Origin of the sequence: Kaistella flava (ex Peng et al. 2021), assembly GCF_015191005.1 — a bacterium.
GTDB lineage: Bacteria > Bacteroidota > Bacteroidia > Flavobacteriales > Weeksellaceae > Kaistella > Kaistella flava.
In genome coordinates this window covers 3,605,624-3,627,613 of sequence record NZ_CP040442.1, presented here as the reverse complement: position 1 = coordinate 3,627,613, position 21,990 = coordinate 3,605,624, and the positions used below count along the sequence as shown (strand labels likewise).

Here is a 21,990-nt window from a genome sequence, read left to right as displayed (position 1 = left end):
TTTAACAGTTCCGGTTCATTTATTATTTAACATTCAATTATTCTTTAAACCTTCAAATAAGGCATCTAATTCTACCACTGCATACGTAGTAGAATAATCGGAAACCGCGTAAGGCAGAATGAGATGGTTATTATGAATAATCGAACCGCAAGAATAAACGACGTTAGGAACATATCCTTCCCGTTCGTTTGCGAGAGGCATAAGAAGCGGTTCTTCTAAGCGTCCAATTTCTTTGGTCGGATCATCAAGGTCTAATAATGCTGCACCAATGCAATATCGTCGCATTGGTCCTACACCGTGGGTAATAATTAACCATCCTTTTTCGGTCCAGATAGGAGATCCGCAATTTCCTATTTTAGAAAATTCCCAAGGATATTTTGGCTTTTGCAAAAGAATAGGATCATCCCAAAGGGTATTTCTATCAGAGAACATGATGTAATTATTAACACCATCTATTCTTGAGAGCATCGCATATTGACCTTTTATTTTTCGTGGGAAAAATGCCAAATTTTTTCCCATTGCTCCTTTTCCCCGCAAAGGCATAATTCTGAATCGGCAAAAATCGTCCGTAGAAATAAAAGTTGGTAAGATGGTATGGCCATTATAAGCGGTATAAGTTGCATAAAACTTAACACTGCCATCATCGTCGGTAAATTGAACAAAACGGGCATCTTCAATCCCATTGCTTTCCGATTCTGAAATTGGATAAATGACACGCTCACTAATGTCTGAGTCGTGCTGAAAATCAATATCATAATAGGATTCCAACAGCCAGGCAATTTCCTCTAGAGCAAGCCTTCTATCAGTACTTAAACTTGAATCCTTTAATTTATCATCTACCGCACTTTTTAAAGCCGAAAATTCAAAATGATCTGGTAGATATTCAACGATATCACTATAATACTTATCAGGAATTTTCATCTCCTGCATTTTTTTTATAAATCTTCCTTTATGATAAGATGTTTTTTGCATGACTTCAGCGACATCCATTGATTTACCGATACTCATCAAATACAAATCATTGTTTCGATCAAGTATCGCCCGTCGGAATACGATGGAAGAGATATGTCCTTCACCTGTCGCTCTAAATGAAATAATTACGCGCATTTCACCTTCCTCCAAATAAGTTTGGTCAACATCCGGAACAATAGACGGATTAAAAAAAGCGGTCGATTCAAGAGAATATTCCATGGTAAGATAGGAACCAATAAGCAGTTTACGTTCTTCAGATAACCCATCAATATTGACCTGCATTTGCTCAATGATTCCAATTACATTATGATAATGCTTCATAAAGAGATAAGTTATATGACGATGCCGATATGCAAATTCTCTTAATGTTTGGTTTAAAGCGACGTGAACTTCACTCTCACTCATGGCAAAAATTAAAGCTAAAGTATCTTTCGTCGCAGATTCACCATTCATGAAATAGCGCGCTACTACCCTACTGGAGTCAGGTAGAAAATGCAATTGTTTTCGTGTAACTGGAACTCTCATTGTATTGATTTTGAAGAACTAAGGTACAACGAAGAATAAAAAAACAATAAATTGCAACGCTAAAATTATGTTAAAGTTTCGAAGATGGAAGAAGAAACCGTATGTAAATCTATTGGGGAAATATAAGTAAAACTATATAAAAGAGATAAATTGGGATATTCAAGACAACTTGATTAATCAAATTTAATCCTGTGAGTTTTTATCTTTAACCTCCAGAAACATCAAAAGTCTTCCTAAAAAGAAGACTTTTGAACACCAAATCACAAAATATTAATATGAAAAAAAAATTACCTCCGAAGAGGTAATTTTGTGACCCGGCTGGGATTCGAACCCAGGGCCCATACATTAAAAGTGTATTGCTCTACCAGCTGAGCTACCGAGTCTAGAATAGCAGATTAGATCTACTTTCTAAAGTTTTTTGCTTTGTGCCTGCGACTGGACTCGAACCAGCACATCCTTAGGAAACCACCCCCTCAAGATGGCGTGTCTACCAATTTCACCACGCAGGCAAAAAAAATCCGTAAAACACGTACGAAGGTTTTTCGCTTGTGACCCGGCTGGGATTCGAACCCAGGACCCATACATTAAAAGTGTATTGCTCTACCAGCTGAGCTACCGAGTCGGTCACCTCTAAAACTGTTGAATATGTTTCTCGTTTTAGAGTGGTGCAAAGATACTTATTTTTTTAAATTCTCAAAATTTTTTTCGAACTTTGTGCAAAATAAAAATATGATCATTTCACTAATCGGCTATATGGGAAGCGGCAAATCTCACATTTCCAAAGTTTTGAGCCAAAAAACGAACCTAAAATTAATTGATCTTGACAAGGAAATTTTTTTTAAAAATAACATGACGATTCCCGAAATATTCGAAAAAAAGGGAGAAATCTACTTTAGAAAACAAGAAAGACTTATTTTAGAAGAGCTTTTTGATACCGAAAAAGACTGTATTTTAAGTTTAGGCGGTGGTACTCCGGCATATTATAACAATATTGAACTCATTACCCAAAAAAGTGAAAGTGTTTATTTACGAAGTTCAGTAAAAACTCTTACCGAACGATTATTGAAACAAAAACAAAAGCGCCCCCTAATTGCAAAAATCCCTGATGGAGATTTACCTGAATTTATTGCCAAACATCTTTTTGAAAGACAGGTCTTCTACGGACAAGCAAAATATACCGTCGTCACTGATTCTAAAACTCCAGATGAAATTACAGATGAAATTATTGCTTTAATTTAATCTATCTTAGAATCATCGACGTCACTGAAAAATAAATCCCAATCACTATTTGCCATATCTGAGTTAGTATCGCCTTCTACAAAACCATCGATATCGCGTCGGTCTTTTTTGGTCGGTCTGCCTTCTCCTTTATTTCGATAATGTTCCTGATTGAGATTACGTAATTTCAAAATTTCGTATTGTTCTTTTTCCGTGCGATCTTGGATATGCAGCGGAACTAATTTTGGACCTACTCTACTTTTGGGAATCTGTACTATTTTAATTTGGTAGTCGATTTGGTTTTTTCTAATCTTAATTAAATCTCCCTCTTTTATCTCTCTGGACGATTTCACAGTCTGACCTGCGAGCGAAACTCTGTTCTTTTTAATTTCATCCGCAGCAATGCTTCTGGTTTTATAAAAACGAACACACCATAAAAACTTATCTATTCTCATATTTTATTTATACTTTTGCTGGATTATAAAATTTTAGCAATTTAATGATAATATTAAATATGAAAAAAACATTTTTGTTCCTTGCTTTGGCTTCAATTGCAATTACTTCTTGTAGAAAAGATGACGACCAAATAGTGCCAGAAGTAAGTATAGAAACTCAAAACAATTATGATAATGAGTCTGCACAAAAGTTCTTACAGACTCATGCTTTTGATGCAAAAGGAAACTTAAAAGACTATGTCGCAACTGATACTACTCAAGTTAAACTTGCAAGTTTAAGTCCTATCACCCTTCCATCTGGTGTTATTTATGTGGTGAGACCAAATGCTCAACCTACACCTGGGAAAGATATTGGCAGTACAGACATTTTACGTTTGATGACCACTACGGTGACTTATGTTGCAACAAATACTGATAATGTCGTTGCTTATACCTCCCCTTACGTTTTTAGAAATACGATTGCCGGTTCAGGTATTCCAGAAGTTGATCCTGCATATTACAATGTAAAACAATCTGTTTTGGATAATGCTACCTTAGATTTGGCGAAACAAAGAAGTTTCTACGAAATCGAAGGATTCAAAGAAGCATTACAGAAATTTAAAGCATATGATATTCCTGACGAAAGCAATTATAATTTGCAAGGGGTAATCATCGTTCCTTCCCGTGCAGCTTTTGCCCGTGACGCTCATTTCAACTATAGCGGTATTTCTTTTAAAGACAGAAGTTTTGTATTTAACTTTCAAGTTTACAAAACAACTCCACGTTAAAAATTACGGTTTATAAAAAAAGACAAAGTTCCTTATTGCAAGGAACTTTTTTTAGGTCTAAAAACTTTTAGCTTATTCAAAAATCTGGCGAACGACAGCTAATGAATTCGGTGTATAAAAACCATTAATGTGAATGCGGCAGTAAATCATCAGCGAGTCCAAAAAAGAGCTTCTATCATCCCGCTTAAGACGTATTTCATAACCGTTGGTAGTATTTGAAAATCTTTTCCACAAAGCAGAAATAGATTCATCAAAAAATGGATGAGAAATAGCATCTTCAAAAACACCACTTTCCGGATTTAAAAACTTTTGATCACCATAAAGTGGTGCAACTCCTGAAATGGAAAGAAACTTAAAAATAAAAACCAAATAAGCATCGTAATTCTGAATACTAATTTCCTTTCTTACCGTTTCTATTTGGTTAAAGAGTACTAGATTTTTTCCTTCCTCCCGTAAAACCTGATGTAGAAAATCAGCTGTAAAAAACAAAATCGAATTCATGGTAACCTCATCAAAATCATAATGATCCGGAGCTAGTTCAATTTTAGAAATACGGGGTATTCTATTTTCTGCAACGACTTTCGAAACAGTTATATTCAATAAATTTAGTGGAAAGAGATAAGGTTTCATTTTATTCCTGGCAGAATAAATTCCTTTTGCAAAGAAACTTTGAAAACCATTTTCCAGGGAGAAACAATGCAAGACTGCATCGTTGTCACCATATTTTAAATAAGAAAGAAGAAAGCAGTTTTGAGTTTGCATTAATTAACCACAGCAATTTTAGCAGTAGCGGTATCTGTTCCATCTTCATTGGTCATTAAGACAAAATAAATCCCAGAGGCGACACGTACACCACGATGATTAGCAAGATTCCACTCATACGATCCACCCCGTGCTACGGCTTGATGAACTAAATTCCCAGCTGCATCAGTAATTCTAATATTTGTTTTAGCAGCTAAACCACGAATACGGACATTGCCTTTATACTGAGCGTAAACGACAGGATTTGGATATACCAAAACATCGCCGAAGTTTTCAGTGACTTCCAAAACATCACCTTGGTAAACGACTACTCCATCCAAAGTAACAAAATATACTTTTCCAGTTTTACTGTCCACTTTAATGTCGGTCACACTATTAGTTGGAAGAGGTGAATTAGCTTTGGTAAACTGCTGTAAGGTTTGTTCACCATTTGAACTCAAATAAAAGACTCCACCATCATCAACAGAAACCCATTTCTGATTACCAGAATCTACTTCAATCTGTAATATAGGACTATCTCTAAAAAGCTCTTCACCAACTCCATTTTCCTCAATAATAATAGGTTCAGTCTGTGGATTACTTTCATCGATTGTCGCTGAAGGATTTTGAATAATCCGAAGACCATTTTGTGTTCCAATCCATAGATTTTCGTTTTTATCTAAATCTGTAGAAAGAACTTGATCTGCAGGTAAATTATTACTCTTTTTTAATATCTTAAAACGGTCATCACTTAACGAAGAGGGCGTGTTTTTATAATCATACATCAATAATCCGCCACCAGTGTAAGGTGATGGAATATACAGTATACCTGAATTCGCGAAAGGTTTTTGAACAGAGCTTCCTCCTACTACTTCTACTTTGGTAAATGAATCCGATATTGGTTTATAATAGTAGAATCCAATTGTTCCGTTAAAAGAAGCAGAGACAAACAACTGATTATTATCATCAAAGGTTAATCCTACTATACGATTACGATATGGATCAGATGTTTCATATTTTTTTGCAAACTCATTATTCTCCATTCTATAAATACCTTTCTGCCCATCTACAAAAGTAAAGTTTACAAAAAATATTTCATTTGGTTTAGAAGGATTAATGATAGCATCTAACACATTTAAAGGACCAGGGAAACTTTCAAAAAAAGCAGGATAATTCCATCGTGCCCCATCAAAATGATAATAACCTAAATAATTATAAGCAGGATCATTGTAAGCAACCCTTCCACCTGAGGAAATTACAATTTGCTCTCCTTCAATATTTATTTTATAAGATGTATTGCTATACGGACCATTTGGCTTAAGCCGCTCGCCGCTCTCATTAACAATGCCTGACAATTTAGAACCTCCATAAATTTTAGAATTGTAGAAAAAACCTGTATTTAAAGCATCACTTGCATTATAAGATTTTATACTGTTTCCTGCTAAATCAAAAACAAAAACTTGTGCAACATCCGTTACAACAATATTTTGAGTCGTCACCACAACATCCTGAACATTCGAAAAACTCCGTGGCAATGTTGAATATGTATTTCCATCACCATATTTTACGGTATTGGAATTAGCATAAGCTAAAACACTTCCGCTTGCTATTTGAGTAAAACTTCCGGCAGAAACCATATTCCATGTGTTGTAAATCGGAAAAGTAACATTCATTTGATGAGATTTTAAACCGCCTGGAGTCAATGCGTAAACTAAATTATCTTTAATTACCGCTTCTTTTACACCTTCATAAACACCATTACTAATAAAGAATGCCGAGTCTCCAAATTCTTTTTTATCTAATCTAAAAACAGAAACACCATAACCCACCGAGATTACCGCTAAATTGCCTGTAATAGAAATATGATTGATTTTTTTATCACCACTATATCCTGTTGCAATCGGAATATCGACCACGTAAGTAATTCCATCTGGCGTAATCACATCCAAAGAACCATTTTTATAACCAACCAAACCAATTTTGGTTTCAGGATTATAATCGAAAGCTGAAATCTTTACTTCATGCAATCCATTGGCTTTTGATAATTTGGTTATTTCTCCAGATGCCGGCGTGTAGAAAAAGATTCCATTTTCAGTTGCAGCAATGAGTTTTCCATTGTCTTCGCGAATGGCTAAAACATTATTGTAAGAAAAAAGATCTGACCATTTAGGTGAAGAAATCTTTTGCGAAAATAAATTCAGCGAGAGAACACAGAATAAAAGTAGTAGTATTTTTTTCATAAGATTACACTAAAATGCTAGCATCTATAACTTGATTGTTCCATGAAATATTCTTCACGTTCTTATTTTTATCGAAATAAAAGTTGATTTTTCCTAAAAGCAATCCTGCCCAACCCACTTGGTTGACCAAAACATTTTTACCAGACCGGTTCATGAACGATTGTGGTTCCGGCAAAAAAGTATGCGTATGTCCACCTAAAATCAAATCAATTCCATCGGTTTTTGCAGCTAAAATTTTATCTGAAAGTTTCTTCGGATCATCTTTATAATCATATCCGATATGAGAAAGACAAATCACCAAATCACATTTTTTTTCTTTTCTTAAAAAGTCTGCGTAATGCTGCGAAATTTCGATAGGATTCTGGTAAACGGTTTCGCCGTACTCTTTCTTACCGACCAATCCTTCCAGCTGAATTCCAACTCCAAATATTCCTACTTTAATTCCATTTTTATTAAAAATTTTATAAGGAATAGTTTGTCCGTCCAAAATGGTATTTGAAAAATCATAGTTTGAGCAAATGAAAGGGAATTTCGCATTCGGCTGTGCTTTTTTAAAACCTGCCAATCCATTATCAAAATCATGATTCCCCATTGTAGAAGCATCATAACCCATCATCGACATTAATTTAAATTCAAGTTCGCCACCAAAGAAATTAAAATATGGAGTTCCTTGAAAAGTATCACCGGAATCAAGCAAAAGAACATTTTTTTCTTGGCCACGAATTTTTTGAATTAAAGCGGCACGACGAGCAAAACCACCTTGATTCGGATTTTTTGTATAACTGGAATCAAAAGGCTCAATTCTACTGTGTTGATCGTTAGTATGTAAAATAGTCAGCTGATATTCTGAAGCAGCATTTAAAGCCGTAAAACCTTCTGCCATTAAAAGATTAGGCGCCAAAGTCATCGCCAATGTTCCACCACCAATAGTTCTTAAAAACTGTTTCCTATTCATCAGTTTTGTTTTTTTTGTTTTTAAAATTCAGGCGAATATCTGTTGGGGATTTAACTTCAGGATTAGCAATAAATTTCTCCAAAAACAAATCCCGTAATTTTATTCCCGTTGGAATCAGTTCTCCTTTTTCAAAAAAGGACATATTATCACCACCCATTGCTAAATAATCCGACGTTGCAATATAATATATTTTGGTTGGCTCTATTTCTTTTCCGTTCACCAATTCCTTGACATTCATTCCATTTTCAGTTTCAATATAAAAATGAGAAACGGGATTATTGACCTGAGTTTTCAGATAATAATCAAAAAGTCCCTGCAAATCAGTTCCTTTCATTTTAACGATTATTAGTTCATTTTCAAACGGCATTACTTCATAAACATGCTTCGTTAAAATATCGCCGGCTCCGATATTCGTTCTAATTCCACCGATATTAATTACTGCAGCATCAACTCCATTGGGAAGTCCATTTTTTTTCCCCCAAGCATCGGCGCCTTCAAAAGTATAATCTGCCAAGAGATTTCCCAAATTACTATTATCGCCTTGTTTTGTTAAATCTACAGAAGTATGTGAAATTAGTTTATTCATTTTCCCTTCCAGTTCTACTTTATAAGGTTCTATAACCTTTGTGAAAATTGCATCTTCAGGCAATTCTTTAGAAATAGAAATATTTTTCTGCGTCTGCACATTCGCAACACTCAGCGGTGTTTTACACGAAATAATCGCTAAAAGTGCTAAACAAGAAATCAAATATTTTGTCTTCATTATCATTAAAATGTATTATTGCAAATATAAAGATATGAATATAAACTTATCCTTTTTTTTAATAAATTCTAGTATTAATTTTCGTAATTTTGAAACATTAATTTTATAAAAATGAGCAATTTAAAAGGTCTTGGTGTAGCTTTAGTTACGCCTTTTAATGAAGATTTATCCGTAGATTTTGATTCTTTAACCAAATTGGTTGAGTTCAACATCAACAACGGAACAAATTACTTGGTTGTTTTAGGAACGACCGCAGAAGCAGCAACGCTTTCTAATGAAGAGAAAAAAGCAGTTACTCAACATATTATAAAGGTTAATAATAAACGTCTTCCTTTGGTTTTAGGAATCGGTGGAAATGACACGATGGAAGTAAAAAGACAAATCGAAGAAACTGATTTATCAGATTTCGATGCGGTACTTTCTGTATCTCCTTATTACAACAGACCTAATCAGGAAGGGCTTTATCAGCATTATAAAATGTTGGCAGGAACTGGAAAACAAATTATTATCTATAATGTTCCATCAAGAACAGGACAAAATCTAGAAGCTTCCACTACTTTAAGATTAGCAAAAGATTTCCCGAATTTATTTTTAATTAAAGAAGCTGGCCCAAATATTAATCAGTATTTCGATATTTTACGTCAAAAACCCGAGCATTTTAATTTGGTTTCCGGTGACGATGAATATACACTTCCAGTAACTTTAGCGGGTGGAAATGGTGTGATTTCAGTAATCGGACAAGCTTATCCAAAAGAATTTTCTACAATGGTTCAGTTGGCATTTGATGGAAAAATAAAAGAAGCTTATGAAATTCACAATAAATTGGTAGAAATCACCAGAATGATTTTCGCAGAAGGAAATCCTGCCGGAATTAAAACGATTTTAGCTGAAATGGGAATCGTTAAAAACTTTGTAAGATTGCCTTTAGTTATTGCAAGTGAAGGATTACAGAATAAGATTAAAGCTGAAATGGCAACAATATAATTGCCGTATTTCAAATATAAGTAAGGACTCTTTTTCTGAAGAGTCCTTTTTTTTTGAATTAGAATTAAGTTCAATTAATTACTCAGCAACCACTTTTACCAAAGATTTAATATTAATTAATTGTTCTAAAAGTTCTTCACGAGAATCTGCCAGAACATTAATGTGTCCCATTTTTCGCCCAGGTTTCGTTTCCGTTTTTCCGTATAAATGAACGTAAGCATTTGGTAATTTCAACACATTTTCTAAACCTTCGTATTTTACTTTACCGCTAAAATTTTCTTCACCAACTAAATTTAGCATTCCTGAAAATCCAAAAGCAGAAGTATCTGCCAAAGGAAGGTTTTTCAAAACACGATAGAATTGTTCAAACTGAGAGTTGGCATTTCCTTCCTGTGATTGATGTCCCGAATTATGTAATCTCGGCGCAGTTTCATTGACCCAAACTTTTCCATTTTTATCCAGGAATAATTCGATGGCAAACAAACCTTCCGAATCGGCAGCTTTCATGAACTTTTCAGCAATGACATCAATTTGATTTTGAACATCATCAGAAATCTGAGTTGGACAAATATTAAAATCTAATAAATTTAATTTAGGATCAGCAACCATCTCAGTTACAGGAAAACTCTTGATTTCGCCACGCTCATTTTTAGCAATAATTAAAGAAAGTTCTTTATCAATATCTACTAAATTTTCTAAAACGGAAGGTTCATCCCATAAATTATTAAAATCATTTTCATCTTTAATAATCTGAACTCCTTTCCCATCATAACCTCCAGTATTTAGTTTTTGAACAAAAGGAAATCCGATAACAATCTCCTCCTCTTTTGATAAAATAATCTGAAATTCTGGACTTGGAATTTGGTACTCGTCGTAAAACTGTTTCTGCAAAATTTTCTGCTGAATAATTTTAATGATATTGGAATTCGGAATTACTTTCACTCCTTGCTTTTCTAACTCTTCTAAAGCTTCGACATTCACATGTTCAATTTCAATAGAAACTACATCTTTGTCTTTTCCAAAATCGAGAACATCTTGTTTTTTATTAAAATCTCCTTTGGTGAAAACAGAAATATGGGCACAAGAACAATCCTCATTTGGATCGAGCATATGAAATTGATCATCGTATTTCAATGCTTCCTGAATTAACATTCTACCCAATTGTCCGCCTCCTAAAATTCCTATTTTCATTTTTTATTTACTTTAATTTACTAATTGCCAAATAGCCGATAAATGTATAATTCTCCTGATTTTCAACCTCCGTTTTTTCTAAAACTATAGAATATTTTTCTTTCATTTTTAAAGATAAAATATCATTTACTTTAAAGATATCATCAATGTCAACGCCGTGTTTGTCATCAATATGACTTTCTGCATTTTTGAAGCCCATATTTTTATAAAAATCGGTTTTCTTCACTCTTCTAATAATCTCAGCCATCGATTTGCCAACCATCAAATATTGTTGATGAAGCTCCTCAAACTTTCCATGCTGATAACCACCAAGATTAATAAAGAACAGTTGTTTCTCGGAAATTTGTGAATCTTTCTCGACGATTTTCACTTCGAAACCGTCAATATATTTCACTTCCTGATAACAATCGATATGAATTTTACCTTGTGCTTCCATCCAGAATTTTTTCATCTCAGGAATCAATTCCTTCAATGTTTCCGCAATACCGAAAAACACATCATGTTGCTCCGTATTTCTGCCTTTTGGTGTAGCGCCGAGAATGATATAGAATAATTTCATGTTCAAGAAAAAACAAAAATACGGTTTAAATAAATTGTATAAAATATTATTAAGCTATTTTTAATATGAAAATATTTTCTAAAAAGTTAAAAATACCTAAATTTGCTGCATGTCGGAAATATTAATTCTGTTCTTCGGAGCTGTGGCCGCTGGATTATTAGGATCCTTAACTGGATTAGGCGGCGGCGTTGTCATCATTCCTTTACTTACTCTTGGCTTCGGTGTCCCAATGCATTACGCAATTGGTGCTTCACTGATTTCAGTCATCGGTACTTCTTCCGGTTCTGCGGTTGCTTTTGTAAAAGAGGGCTTTACCAATGTCAGGATCGGAATGTTCTTAGAAATCGCCACGACAACCGGCGCAATTATCGGTGCTTTAATTTCGGGAATTTTAAATCCTAATACCATTGGGATTATTTTTGCAAGCATCTTAATTATGACCGTGGTTCTGAATTTACGGAAAAAGCCAGATCATCAGGAACCAATAGTAGGAGGTAGCCTAGAGCATAAACTACAATTATTTGGAACTTTTCCAGACAAAGGTGTTGTTAAAGAATACTCTGCCAGAAATACCGTTTCAGGTTTTTTCATGATGGTATTTGCAGGAATTATGTCAGGACTTTTAGGAATAGGATCAGGCGCATTGAAGGTTTTAGCCATGGATAACATGATGAAACTTCCTTTTAAAGTTTCTACAACAACCAGTAATTTTATGATTGGTGTAACTGCTGTAGCGAGTTCACTGATCTATTTTCAACGTGGTGAAATCATTCCTGTAATTGTGGCTCCGGTATTAATCGGTGTCGTTTTAGGAAGTTTTATTGGATCAAAAACTTTGATTGTTTCTCAAACTAAAAAATTGAAAGTCGTGTTCGCAGTTGTAGTTAGTATCCTTTCGATTTATATGATGTACAACGGAATTAACCATAATTTTAAGTAAATGAAGAAGCATTTTACAGATATCGACCTTAACCGTTCCGTGGGAAATCTTCTTCGGATTGGTGTACTATTATCGGTTATTACTTCGTTTTTGGGATTTATTAAGCTTTCGCTGGAAGGTTTTGAAATGCCTAAAGATTACGCTTCATTAGAAATAGCGGAAGATAATATCTGGCGAAGTTTCTGGACTTCACTGATGAATTTTGAAGGAATGGCAATTATTCAATTGGGGATTTTGTTGCTGATTCTAACGCCTTTAGTTCGAATTATTTTCGCACTCGCTGGATATATTAAAGAGAAAGATTACACTTATGTAGTCGTATCTTTAATCGTTTTGGGAATTATGGTGGTGAGTTTTTTGATGGGATTTACACATTAAATTTTCGTGAAATTCAATTGGTAAATCAGCGAAGTAATTCGAACAGATAATTGAGATACTGAGAGTTTACAATATGCGTACTTTTTAATTAAAAGAAAGATTCTTCAAAATAGCTCCAGCTTTTAATTCGGTTTCTTGCCACTCTTTATCGGGAGAACTGTCTGCAGTAATTCCACCACCGACGTATAACAGGGCAGCATTTTTAAAAAACTCAGCACATCTTAAATTGACAAAATACTGAATCGTTTCGTCAGTTTCTACTTTGATATAACCTGCATAAAAACTGCGCGAATAATTTTCAAATTCTGAAATTGCGTTTCGGCAAAATTCCTTTGGAAATCCACAAACTGCAGGAGTTGGATGTAATTCTGAAATTACTTTTTCTAAATCTTCCCGGTCAATTTTCGCTTTAAAATCCGTTCGTAAATGTTTGATGTTTCCTGATGGATGGTCGTATGTTTCAGACTGATTAATCTCAACAGAATAATCTTTTAAAATATTTGCAATGTAATCGGTAACTGGTTGCTGCTCTTCAATTTCCTTATTAGTCCAATCTTCATTTACAGGAATTGTTCCCGCTAAACTCATCGTTTCAAACTCCGAAGTTTTCTTATTGAATTTTCCGAGAACTTCCGAAAAAGCACCTATCCAACATTTCCCATTTTTAACAAATAAATAAACGAATGCATTTGGATAAGACTGACTGAGATTTAAAAAGGTTTGAGATAAATTGATTTTATCATTGCTGAAATCAACTAACTTTCTACGAGAAATCACCAACTTAGAAAGATCATTCTCTTTAGCAAAGTTAATGACCTGAGTAATTTTTTCCAGATAATCGATCTCGTTTTCTTCTTTAAAATTATTTAAAACAGAAGGAACTGTATCAGAAAAAATTTGATTTCCTGAAAATTCATCTAAAGAAACTTCATTTATATTTCCATTAAAATCAAGTATTTCATTGGTATCAAAAGATACAAAACGAACTGATTTTGTAACTAAAGTTTCATCAGTTGTAAAAATTTGGTCAGAAAAAGGATATCTGAAATACAACATTACTACTTACTATTTACGAGGAATAATATTGTTGGTCATCGTAGTATGATTGATGAGCGTTCCTTTTTCATCACGGATTTCAATTTCAGAAACATGCATCGTATTTCCTTTGCGGATAAATCTTGCAGTTCCAGTAACGATTCCGTCTTTTTTACTGCGCAAATGATTGGAATTAATATTGGTTCCAACCGGTGCAAATTTTTCAGTATCTACATGTAAAACTGATAGCGAAGAACCCAATGTTTCCGCTAAAACACAGCTTGCGCCACCATGTAAAATTCCGTACGGCTGATGTACTTTCGGACTGACAGGCATTGTTGCCGTCAACGTGTCATCAGTAACATCAGTAAAAATAATATCTAAAGTTTTACCTAAGGTTTCGCCACCCCAAGTATTTAATTTTTCTAAAATCTGTTCTTTGTTTTCCATAAAAGTTTGGGTTAGTAAATTTTCGGATTCCACTTTTCCGGAAATTTGGGCGTTCTTTTTTTATAATACTCTTCCAATTCCGACATGATATCTTCGTAAGTTCGGGTTTGCAAATCTTCGACAGAAATTTTTTTACCCAAATAAATCGTTTTATCTTTAAAATCTCCAGATGCGATTACGATTGGCACTTTTGCAGCTAAAGCCATATGATAGAAACCTTTTCTCCATTTCGGAACCCAACTTCTGGTTCCTTCCGGCGTAATTACCAAGCTTAAATCTTCTTTTTCAAATAAATCTGCAACAAATTTAACCAAGTGATTTTTCTGCGAACGATCAATTCCTACACCGCCCATCGCTTTGACTAAAAAGCCGTACCACGCTTTGGTATGCTGATCTTTAATAATGACTTTCAACGGTTTTCCTAATGACCAGTAAGCCAGGTTTCCCAACATATATTCTGAATTTGCAGTATGTGGCGCAACGACCAAAATACAACGGTCCAGGTTATTTACATCGCCTTCCAGAACTACTTTCCAACCGATAATTTTGAGTATTAATTTACTTAGAAATTTCTTCATAATATTGAAAATTTGGTATAATAACCAGTATTTTTAAAAAGAGTTTTAAACAAAAAAGTATAACCAAACTCAATTGGTTATACTTTACAAAGATATTGAATTAATATTCTTAGAATAATAAATTACTAACGAAATCTACTATCTTAATTGCTATTTCTAAAACGAACTGTACCATAATATTGTGTTTATTGGCTGTTAATTATTTAGTGCTAAAATTAACTCTACGAAATTAGGAATTAATATCTATAAAAAGAATTCTGTGAGTGTTAATTTTTATTAAAGTTTATGAATTTGAAAAACAGAATCTCTGTTTTCAAACTTTATCCTATCAATTATTTAGTTTTAATAGAGATTTCTTTCTTTCCGTTTCTGATCGAAATATCTACATTTTCAATATCATCGGAATCAATTTTCATTTTTTTAATGATCAGCTGAGCCTCTTTCTTTCCGACTTTTTTACCATTAACAATAATAGAGTCAGCATTATTAGAAGGAACGATAATCGAATTATTTCCAGAGCTGACTGATACTGAATCGCTATTATTATCGTCATGATGTTCATCCTTTTCGTCATCATTTACGGAGAAACCACGCTCATCATGCAACGAAATCACTTTCATATGTTTCGGAATAATCAGTTCGTAATCTACTCGGTAATCCCGGAAACGATCATTATAAGGATAAGAGAAGTAATTCGGAAGCGTAATTTTATTATCAATGATTTCCAACGGAACTGTTACTCTTAAAGGTAAATTATAACCGTCCGCTCTTTTTTTAATTTCAAGATACGGCGCTTTCACATCTTTTCTGGTTACATCAATTCTCGGATAATCCTGTTTGTAAATAACTTTTCCATCAGAATACACATCGTCCCAATATGATTTAAAATTTTGTGGAATAACTACTTTTTTCACATCAATTAAAATGGAATCGGAAGTGGTATTGATGGCAATGTTTTCGATATCATCGTTGATTCCACTGTATTGGCTCTTAACTTTAATGGCGGTAAAGCCAGTTGCAGCAACCAATCCGATCCAGAGTAAAACTAATGCGCCAATGACATATCCCGTATTATTAAATCGCGTTTTAGGCGAAAATAATTTTATGGCCAGATAAGTGAAAATTAATCCTGGAATAAAAGTGGTTAGAAATGATAACGCAATTACCACAAATCCAAGATTACTGTCTTGTAAATAAAATCCTAAATTAGTGAAAAAATTGATATTGCTGGCTCCAGTTAAACCATACCCTAAAATACCAAACGATCCGACTAAAAGACTAAGGCCAATCATTGCCAATATTACTCCTAGAAAATATCTTATCACTGCCCAAAGTCCATTCCCCGCCTTGTTGATGTAAGGTTTATTTTCGTTGTAAAGCTCTCCTACTTTCTGGGTAGATTCATTAGCGAACTGGACAATCTTAGTCGATTCTTCCTTAAGGTTATCGAAGTTCATCGGTTTCCCTTTCATTTTTAAAAAATCAGCTGCTGTTTCAGCTCTGGGTAATACAATCCAAAGAATGATGTAAATTAAAACAACAATAATTGTAGAGATTGCAGTAAACATTCCGATAATTGCTATCCCTAACCAAATTGCGCGCATTGCGGTGATATCCATTCCGACATAATGTGCTAAACCTGCACATACTCCGGCAATTTTCGCATGTTCAGGATCACGGAACAATTGTTTTTGTCCGTTAAAATTCGCGGAAGATCTTTGTTCCTTTTTACCGTTAGAAGTTTTTTCCGAGAAATAAGCTTCTTCCTGTTCTTCAATTTTTTCTGGAGAACCAATTTGAGCAATTACTCTTTCTACGTCAAGGTCATTAATAACTTCACGCTTTCCGAGTGCATCCTTAAATATTTCGACCATTCTAATTTCGATATCATGCATCACTTCATCTGCTTCGGTAACATCCAAAGAACTTCTAAGCGCGGCAAGATAGTCGCTGAGTTTGATGTAGGCATGTTCCTCTATGGTGAAAGAGAAACCGGCAAGTCCTATTGAGAGTGTCTTATTCATCGTTTTAGTTATTTGGTTCGAACGAGTTTTCAGGAGCGTTCGTTGGGTTATTGTTTTTAGTTATTTGGTTAACGGAATCTGTTAGTTCATTCCAGGTATTAAGCAGTTCGGCGAGGAATAATTTTCCTTTCTCGGTCAACTGATAATATTTTCGGGGCGGTCCTCCGGTAGACTCTTCCCATCGGTAGGAAAGAAATTCTCCGTTTTTCAATCGGGTAAGGAGCGGATAGAGTGTTCCTTCCACCACATCTAGTTTTCCTTTTTTCAATTCATCAATGAGATCGGAAACATACATTTCCTTTTCATTAATTAAACTTAAAATACAGAATTCCAGAATTCCTTTTCGCATTTGCGCTTTGGTGTTTTCTGTGTTCATTATTTATGGGCTATTAATTAGTTCAATTGTTAACAAGCAAGATTTCATTAAATCAAAAATAAATTATCCTTAACCAATCTTACTATGCAAAGATATATAATTAATTTAGTATTATGCAATACAAAGTAGTAAAAATTTAAAAATATTTTTAATTAATTTTAATCGCTAACTACAAAACCTCGAACAAACCACTTTAAACTCTGAAAGAAAACATAAAAAACCGCCTCTAATTGAGGCGGTTCCTATTTAAATAATAACTAAATATTATTTTTTGATTGTTTTGAACGATTTAACTGTTCCGTCTTCCATGTTAAGGGTAACGATATACATTCCAGTTTTTAAGTCTGAAAGGTTAAGTTCTGCAGCAGGTTTCATGTTTTTAACCTGTCTTCCTGAAACATCACTTACAGAGATTGATTTAACTCCTTTTACATCAGAGATTTTCAATACATCTTGGAATGGGTTAGGATAAACGGAAGTAGCAGATTTAGTTACAGACGAAGTTGCTGCAGTAGGTTCTAGTACTTTAATTGTATAATCCTGTGTTCTTCCTTGAGCAGCAATATTACCACAAGCTACAACCGCAGTTGCACTTGCTTGTCTTGCTAATCTGATTCTCATACGAGTATTTCCATATTTCGCATCTGAAGGAATTGTAATATTTCCAGTTGTTGAAGTAGTAGATACGTAAGTTAATAAGGTCATCTCGTTATCATCGAAGATCCCATTTTGGTTATAATCGATCCAAACTTTCACTTTGTCATTAACGTTACCACTTGCAACCGTAATAGCCACAGGATAAGTCCCATCTTTTTCAACACTTCCTACAACAGCAGTAAAGTCTTCATAACCACCTGGAATGGTTGTAACTGTACTCGAGTTATCAATATCTGCCATTACTACTTTCGCAATTCTATCTGCACCAACAGTAGTATGTGTTGCTGCGCAATAAGTCCAGTCTGCAGGAGTAGTAAATGAAATTTCAGTACATCCTGTAGCATCTCCTAAACTATTCGATGAAACAACTTTCGCAAAGTACGTCGTGTTTTTACTAAGGCCATTTACAGCAAAACTAGTTGTAGTAACAGAAGTGCCATTAGCAATATCTGTACCACCAGAAGTAGTTCCTACATAAACTTTATATTCTGTCGCCATCGTATCTGCAGCCCAAGTAAGGGTTGTAGTTGGCGCTTGAAGCGGTGTTGCTGTAACGGTTACACAACTTGGTAAAGCAAGATCAACAATATTAACTGTATAATCTTCAACCTGACCATATTCTGTAGTTCCACAAGGAGCAGGAAAGACAGAGAAATTGGTTCTAATTCTCATTCTAGTATTACCCAAAAGTGCGGTAGTTGGAATTGTAATATTCCCTGTAGCAGCAGCAGCAGCAGAAAGATCAACTCTTTCATCTGTCGTAAAATCACCATCTTGGTTATAATCAATCCACACACTAGTTTTATCGTTATCAAAACCAGAGATCGTAGCGATCATTTGATAAGTTTTAGTTTTTACGACATTTGCTACAATCGCTGTAAAATCTTCATATGCTACTACAGCAGTCGAAGGATTATTGATATTAGCAAATTTAACGTTAGAAATTCTTTCATAACTAGGATTAAGAGTGTTTACATCTACTGCGCAATAAGAAACAGTATTATCTGTATTGAAAGTGATTTCTGTACAACCTGTAGCATTTCCATTAGCATTAGTAGGAACTACTTTAGCATAATAAGTTGCGTTTTTACTTACAGGAACAAACTGATTGGTAACACCACCTGTTATAGTACCATTAAATACATCTGAACCTCCAGCAGTTGTACCAACAGTCAATTTGTAACCAGTCGCTGTAGGTGCTGCATTCCACATAATATTGAGCGCCCCCGATCCAATAGTAGAACCATTTACAGGCGCAGTAATTGTAGTACAAGCCGGTGCAGTAGTTACAACATCCTGCAGAATTACATAGTCGGCAGTTGTAAGGGTAGAATTACCCGCAGTTCTTGCAAAGAAATACCCATAAGCATAATCTCTTGAGCCGTCAGTTTTCAGAACACCTGAAGGAATTGTCGCTGTAAGTGTTTGACAAGTCGTTATAGTAGCTGCAGGTATAGCAACTGAAGCAAGCTCTGTAATATTCCAGGTAGTACCACCTGGCTCAGTATCAAACAATGTCAGAATCAGTGTACCTGTACCAGTACCTGCTTTTTTGTAGGAAACAGAAACTGTTGCAGCCTGTCCATTATTGGTTTGACCAATCATACCCAAGTTAATACCAATACCTACTTGTGTATTCGTAGCAGACGCTGCTTGAGAAGCACCGTTACCAATACAAGCCGCTGTAACAGGAGTAGCAACCACCGCAAAAGGAATGGCAGCTGCATTTGTACCCGGATCTGCCGTGTAATTGAATTGTGCACTCGCACCAATTCCTAGTGCCATAAAGCACGCTAGTAAAAGTTTTTTCATGTAAATTATTTTTTTTATATGTCCCACAAATTAAATGAATTTAATTCAAATAAAAAAACAATTTTATAAAACATTCTTAAAGTTTCTTAAAATCCCTTAAGATATTCGGAAAAGCCAATTGTAATCACAATGATGCCACCATTTATAACTTTGCGATAAAGGGAGAATTAAAAAAAATAAATTACATTTTCTTAACAAACCTTTTCAACATGAAATTTCTATTAATCAAAAAAACCGTCTCATTTCGAGGCGGTTTATTTAATAATAACTAAATACTTTAGATAAAGAGATTTGAATATTAGATCAACTTTGAAATCCTTTCATTTTCACGCCTCATTTTTTCAATCTGGCTCAATAGATGATTGATAACTTCCAATCCCGCCAGATTCACTTCTAAATCATAATACCAATTGGTAAATTTCTCAAAAGCAGATAAATCATCATATTGCAAATATTTGATGTCGTCTTCTGTTTCGGTGGTGAGCAGACCTGCCTCTTCTAAAGAGTCGAAGAACGTAATCTCAACATTGTAGATTCTCACTAATTCTTCTCGTGATATTCTTTCGCTCATTTTGCTAAATTTTTAAGTTGAAGAAATAACTCTTTTTCCTGATCAGTTAAGCTCGTTGGCATTTTTACAATGTAAGTGACATACAAATCCCCAAACTCACCTTCTCTTTTATAGACCGGAAAACCTTTGCCTTTTAATTTAACCTTAGTTCCGTTTTGCGTTTCTGGTTTTACTTTTAAATTAACCGTTCCATCAAGTGTTTTCACTAAAGTTTCACCACCAAGAATAGCAGTATATAAATCAATTTCAAGATCTGAACTCAAATCATTGCCCATTCTTTTAAACTGATGATCTTCTTCAATATTAAAAGTAATGAACAAATCTCCGTTCGGTCCTCCATTATGACCGGGATTTCCGTGACCTTTGAGTTTAATCTTTTGTCCATTAGAAACTCCAGCTGGAATTGTAATTCTTACTTTTTTACCATTGATATCAAAAGTCTGCTGGTGGGTTTTCGCAGCATCACGTAATTCCAAACTCAAAGTCGCTTCTACATCCTGACCTTTAAATTTCCCAGACGCACTTCCTCTGGAACCACTTGAAAAACCGCCACCTCCACCACCAAACATACTTTGGAAAAAATCAGAAAAATCGGCTCCTTCACCAAAATCGGCTTCAGAAAATCCACCATATCCTCTACCCTGGCGGCTTTGTTGAGAACGTTGATGTTGTTGAGCCTGTTCATATTGTTCACCATGTTTCCAGTTTTCACCGTATTGGTCGTACTTGGTTCTATTGGCAGGGTTACTCAATACTTCATTCGCTTCATTAAGTTCTTTGAATTTTCGCTCTGACTCTTTATCGCCAGGATTCACATCAGGATGATACTTCCGGGCTAATTTCCGGTAGGCTTTTTTTATTTCGTCGGCAGTCGCTTTTTTATCAATGCCTAAAACTTTGTAATAATCGATATATGCCATAGAAAAATGATTTACTCAAATTTAAAAAAACTAAAGCGAATGACGTTCTAAAGTTCTGTTAAATCTTCTATTTATATTTACTTAAATTTAATGAAAACTAATTTACCCACAACTATCAGTAACAGAAAACAGAAGTTATCTCTAATTTGATAATGAATATTATGAAAAACTACATTTACATTTTAGCACTTTTATCATTGATTTATTGCACCAAAGAAAGCAAGATTTCTTCTGTAATTTCCAGTCAGGATTCCGCGGTGATAAATCCTGGTGATTCCTTATCGAAAACCAATCAAAATTTAGAAACTAAAAATTTAAGTAAAGACGAAACTTTAAGAACTTTGAATAATGAAATCTTGTCAACCTTAAAGTCAAAAGATTTTATGAAGTTTTCAAATTACATTCATCCCGAAAAAGGAATTACGTTTTCGATGTATGCTCACTTAGATTTGAAGGAAGACAAACATTTCACCAAAGAAGAATTCATCAAATTCATACCTACTAATGTTAAATTCACGTGGGGCGAAAAGGATGGAACCGCTGACAAACTCGTTCTTCCTATTAGAGATTATTTACAGGAATGGGTTTTTAGAAAAGATTTTATGCAAGGTGAATATCATTTGAATTCATTTAAAGGAAGCGGCAATTCATTAAATAACTTGAGAGAAATTTACCCAACTTTAGATTTTACAGAAAACTATCTTCCAGGTTCGGAAGAATATGGTGAAATGGACTGGAATTCTTTACGTTTTGTTTTTGATAAATATGAAGGACAATATTACATCGTTGCTGTGATAAACGACTCCTGGACGATTTAAAAGTTCGATGATTTTCAATGCAATTTTAGAATGTAATTTTTTAAATTTACCTATATCTTTG

The 21,990-nt window shown here is 34.4% G+C and carries 22 protein-coding genes and 3 tRNA genes; 6 read left to right on the top strand and 19 right to left on the bottom strand.

Annotated features, from left to right (window positions below):
• Positions 1-33: 33 nt before the first annotated feature.
• The 4 genes from Q73A0000_RS16405 to Q73A0000_RS16390 form a co-directional block, all read right to left on the bottom strand.
• Positions 34-1,497: a glycoside hydrolase family 130 protein gene (locus Q73A0000_RS16405; RefSeq protein WP_193811974.1), complete on the bottom strand. Its 1,464-nt coding sequence runs from the start codon at positions 1,495-1,497 to the stop codon at positions 34-36.
• 310 nt (positions 1,498-1,807) lie between these two features.
• Positions 1,808-1,880: transfer RNA gene (locus Q73A0000_RS16400), tRNA-Lys, on the bottom strand.
• Positions 1,881-1,923: 43 nt separating this feature from the next.
• A tRNA-Leu gene (locus Q73A0000_RS16395) sits at positions 1,924-2,006 on the bottom strand.
• A 40-nt stretch (positions 2,007-2,046) separates the two neighbouring features.
• Positions 2,047-2,119, bottom strand: a tRNA-Lys gene (locus Q73A0000_RS16390).
• A 107-nt stretch (positions 2,120-2,226) separates the two neighbouring features.
• Between Q73A0000_RS16390 and Q73A0000_RS16385 the strand changes: the two genes are divergently transcribed.
• A complete protein-coding gene (locus Q73A0000_RS16385) occupies positions 2,227-2,736 on the top strand; it encodes a shikimate kinase (RefSeq protein WP_193811973.1) in 510 nt (169 codons plus the stop codon).
• Here Q73A0000_RS16385 and Q73A0000_RS16380 read toward each other — a convergent pair.
• Entirely contained in the window at positions 2,733-3,170 is a 438-nt protein-coding gene (locus Q73A0000_RS16380; RefSeq protein ID WP_193811972.1) for an RNA-binding S4 domain-containing protein, read from the bottom strand. The two genes, Q73A0000_RS16385 and Q73A0000_RS16380, sit on opposite strands and share 4 nt — an antisense overlap.
• Before the next feature lie 59 nt (positions 3,171-3,229).
• Here Q73A0000_RS16380 and Q73A0000_RS16375 point away from each other — a divergent pair, with 59 nt between their 5' ends.
• The gene (locus tag Q73A0000_RS16375) at positions 3,230-3,937 is read left to right on the top strand and encodes a hypothetical protein (RefSeq protein WP_193811971.1); all 708 of its coding nucleotides are present in this window, start codon (positions 3,230-3,232) and stop codon (positions 3,935-3,937) included.
• A gap of 72 nt (positions 3,938-4,009) precedes the next feature.
• Here the strand turns inward: Q73A0000_RS16375 and recO are convergent, their stop codons facing one another.
• Genes recO through Q73A0000_RS16355 form a run of 4 tightly spaced genes read right to left on the bottom strand, consistent with a single transcriptional unit; the run spans position 4,010 to position 8,636 of the window.
• Positions 4,010-4,699, bottom strand: coding sequence for a DNA repair protein RecO (recO, locus tag Q73A0000_RS16370; protein ID WP_193811970.1), 690 nt, complete (start codon positions 4,697-4,699; stop codon positions 4,010-4,012).
• Positions 4,699-6,918 (bottom strand): T9SS type A sorting domain-containing protein, encoded by a 2,220-nt coding sequence (locus Q73A0000_RS16365; RefSeq protein ID WP_193811969.1) that lies wholly within the window; start codon positions 6,916-6,918, stop codon positions 4,699-4,701. The genes recO and Q73A0000_RS16365 overlap by 1 nt, the downstream gene beginning before the upstream one ends.
• Before the next feature lie 4 nt (positions 6,919-6,922).
• Complete coding sequence (locus Q73A0000_RS16360) at positions 6,923-7,873, bottom strand: bifunctional metallophosphatase/5'-nucleotidase (protein WP_193811968.1); 951 nt, start codon at positions 7,871-7,873, stop codon at positions 6,923-6,925.
• Positions 7,866-8,636, bottom strand: coding sequence for a 5'-nucleotidase C-terminal domain-containing protein (locus Q73A0000_RS16355; RefSeq protein WP_193811967.1), 771 nt, complete (start codon positions 8,634-8,636; stop codon positions 7,866-7,868). Before Q73A0000_RS16355 ends, Q73A0000_RS16360 begins: the two co-directional genes overlap by 8 nt.
• 111 nt (positions 8,637-8,747) lie before the next feature.
• Here Q73A0000_RS16355 and dapA point away from each other — a divergent pair, with 111 nt between their 5' ends.
• Positions 8,748-9,620: a 4-hydroxy-tetrahydrodipicolinate synthase gene (dapA, locus tag Q73A0000_RS16350; RefSeq protein WP_193811966.1), complete on the top strand. Its 873-nt coding sequence runs from the start codon at positions 8,748-8,750 to the stop codon at positions 9,618-9,620.
• 78 nt (positions 9,621-9,698) lie between these two features.
• On the opposite strand, the gene Q73A0000_RS16345 is transcribed toward dapA, so the two are convergent.
• Both Q73A0000_RS16345 and Q73A0000_RS16340 read right to left on the bottom strand, forming a co-directional pair.
• Positions 9,699-10,811: a 5-(carboxyamino)imidazole ribonucleotide synthase gene (locus Q73A0000_RS16345; protein ID WP_193811965.1), complete on the bottom strand. Its 1,113-nt coding sequence runs from the start codon at positions 10,809-10,811 to the stop codon at positions 9,699-9,701.
• 7 nt (positions 10,812-10,818) lie between these two features.
• Positions 10,819-11,370 carry a DUF1543 domain-containing protein gene (locus Q73A0000_RS16340; RefSeq protein WP_193811964.1) on the bottom strand — a complete coding sequence of 184 codons (552 nt, stop codon included), beginning with the start codon at positions 11,368-11,370 and terminating at the stop codon, positions 10,819-10,821.
• 109 nt (positions 11,371-11,479) lie between these two features.
• On the opposite strand from Q73A0000_RS16340, the gene Q73A0000_RS16335 reads away from it, so the two are divergent.
• Positions 11,480-12,310: a sulfite exporter TauE/SafE family protein gene (locus Q73A0000_RS16335; RefSeq protein ID WP_193811963.1), complete on the top strand. Its 831-nt coding sequence runs from the start codon at positions 11,480-11,482 to the stop codon at positions 12,308-12,310.
• Entirely contained in the window at positions 12,311-12,688 is a 378-nt protein-coding gene (locus Q73A0000_RS16330; RefSeq protein WP_193811962.1) for a DUF1634 domain-containing protein, read from the top strand. It begins immediately after the preceding gene.
• A gap of 84 nt (positions 12,689-12,772) precedes the next feature.
• On the opposite strand, the gene Q73A0000_RS16325 is transcribed toward Q73A0000_RS16330, so the two are convergent.
• The 8 genes from Q73A0000_RS16325 to Q73A0000_RS16290 form a co-directional block, all read right to left on the bottom strand.
• A complete protein-coding gene (locus Q73A0000_RS16325) occupies positions 12,773-13,744 on the bottom strand; it encodes a chorismate-binding protein (RefSeq protein WP_193811961.1) in 972 nt (323 codons plus the stop codon).
• A gap of 9 nt (positions 13,745-13,753) precedes the next feature.
• Entirely contained in the window at positions 13,754-14,173 is a 420-nt protein-coding gene (locus Q73A0000_RS16320; protein ID WP_193811960.1) for a PaaI family thioesterase, read from the bottom strand.
• Positions 14,174-14,184: 11 nt separating this feature from the next.
• Positions 14,185-14,751, bottom strand: coding sequence for a 1-acyl-sn-glycerol-3-phosphate acyltransferase (locus Q73A0000_RS16315; RefSeq protein WP_193811959.1), 567 nt, complete (start codon positions 14,749-14,751; stop codon positions 14,185-14,187).
• Positions 14,752-15,083: 332 nt separating this feature from the next.
• The gene (locus tag Q73A0000_RS16310) at positions 15,084-16,775 is read right to left on the bottom strand and encodes a PspC domain-containing protein (RefSeq protein WP_193811958.1); all 1,692 of its coding nucleotides are present in this window, start codon (positions 16,773-16,775) and stop codon (positions 15,084-15,086) included.
• Between the two features lie 4 nt (positions 16,776-16,779).
• Positions 16,780-17,151 (bottom strand): PadR family transcriptional regulator, encoded by a 372-nt coding sequence (locus Q73A0000_RS16305; protein ID WP_193811957.1) that lies wholly within the window; start codon positions 17,149-17,151, stop codon positions 16,780-16,782.
• A gap of 264 nt (positions 17,152-17,415) precedes the next feature.
• A complete protein-coding gene (locus Q73A0000_RS16300; protein WP_193811956.1) occupies positions 17,416-19,620 on the bottom strand; it encodes a GEVED domain-containing protein in 2,205 nt (734 codons plus the stop codon).
• Positions 19,621-19,918: 298 nt separating this feature from the next.
• Complete coding sequence (locus Q73A0000_RS16295; protein ID WP_193811955.1) at positions 19,919-20,191, bottom strand: chaperone modulator CbpM; 273 nt, start codon at positions 20,189-20,191, stop codon at positions 19,919-19,921.
• Positions 20,188-21,111 (bottom strand): DnaJ C-terminal domain-containing protein, encoded by a 924-nt coding sequence (locus Q73A0000_RS16290; RefSeq protein WP_193811954.1) that lies wholly within the window; start codon positions 21,109-21,111, stop codon positions 20,188-20,190. Before Q73A0000_RS16290 ends, Q73A0000_RS16295 begins: the two co-directional genes overlap by 4 nt.
• A gap of 161 nt (positions 21,112-21,272) precedes the next feature.
• Between Q73A0000_RS16290 and Q73A0000_RS16285 the strand changes: the two genes are divergently transcribed.
• A complete protein-coding gene (locus tag Q73A0000_RS16285) occupies positions 21,273-21,929 on the top strand; it encodes a hypothetical protein (protein WP_193811953.1) in 657 nt (218 codons plus the stop codon).
• Positions 21,930-21,990 lie beyond the last annotated feature (61 nt).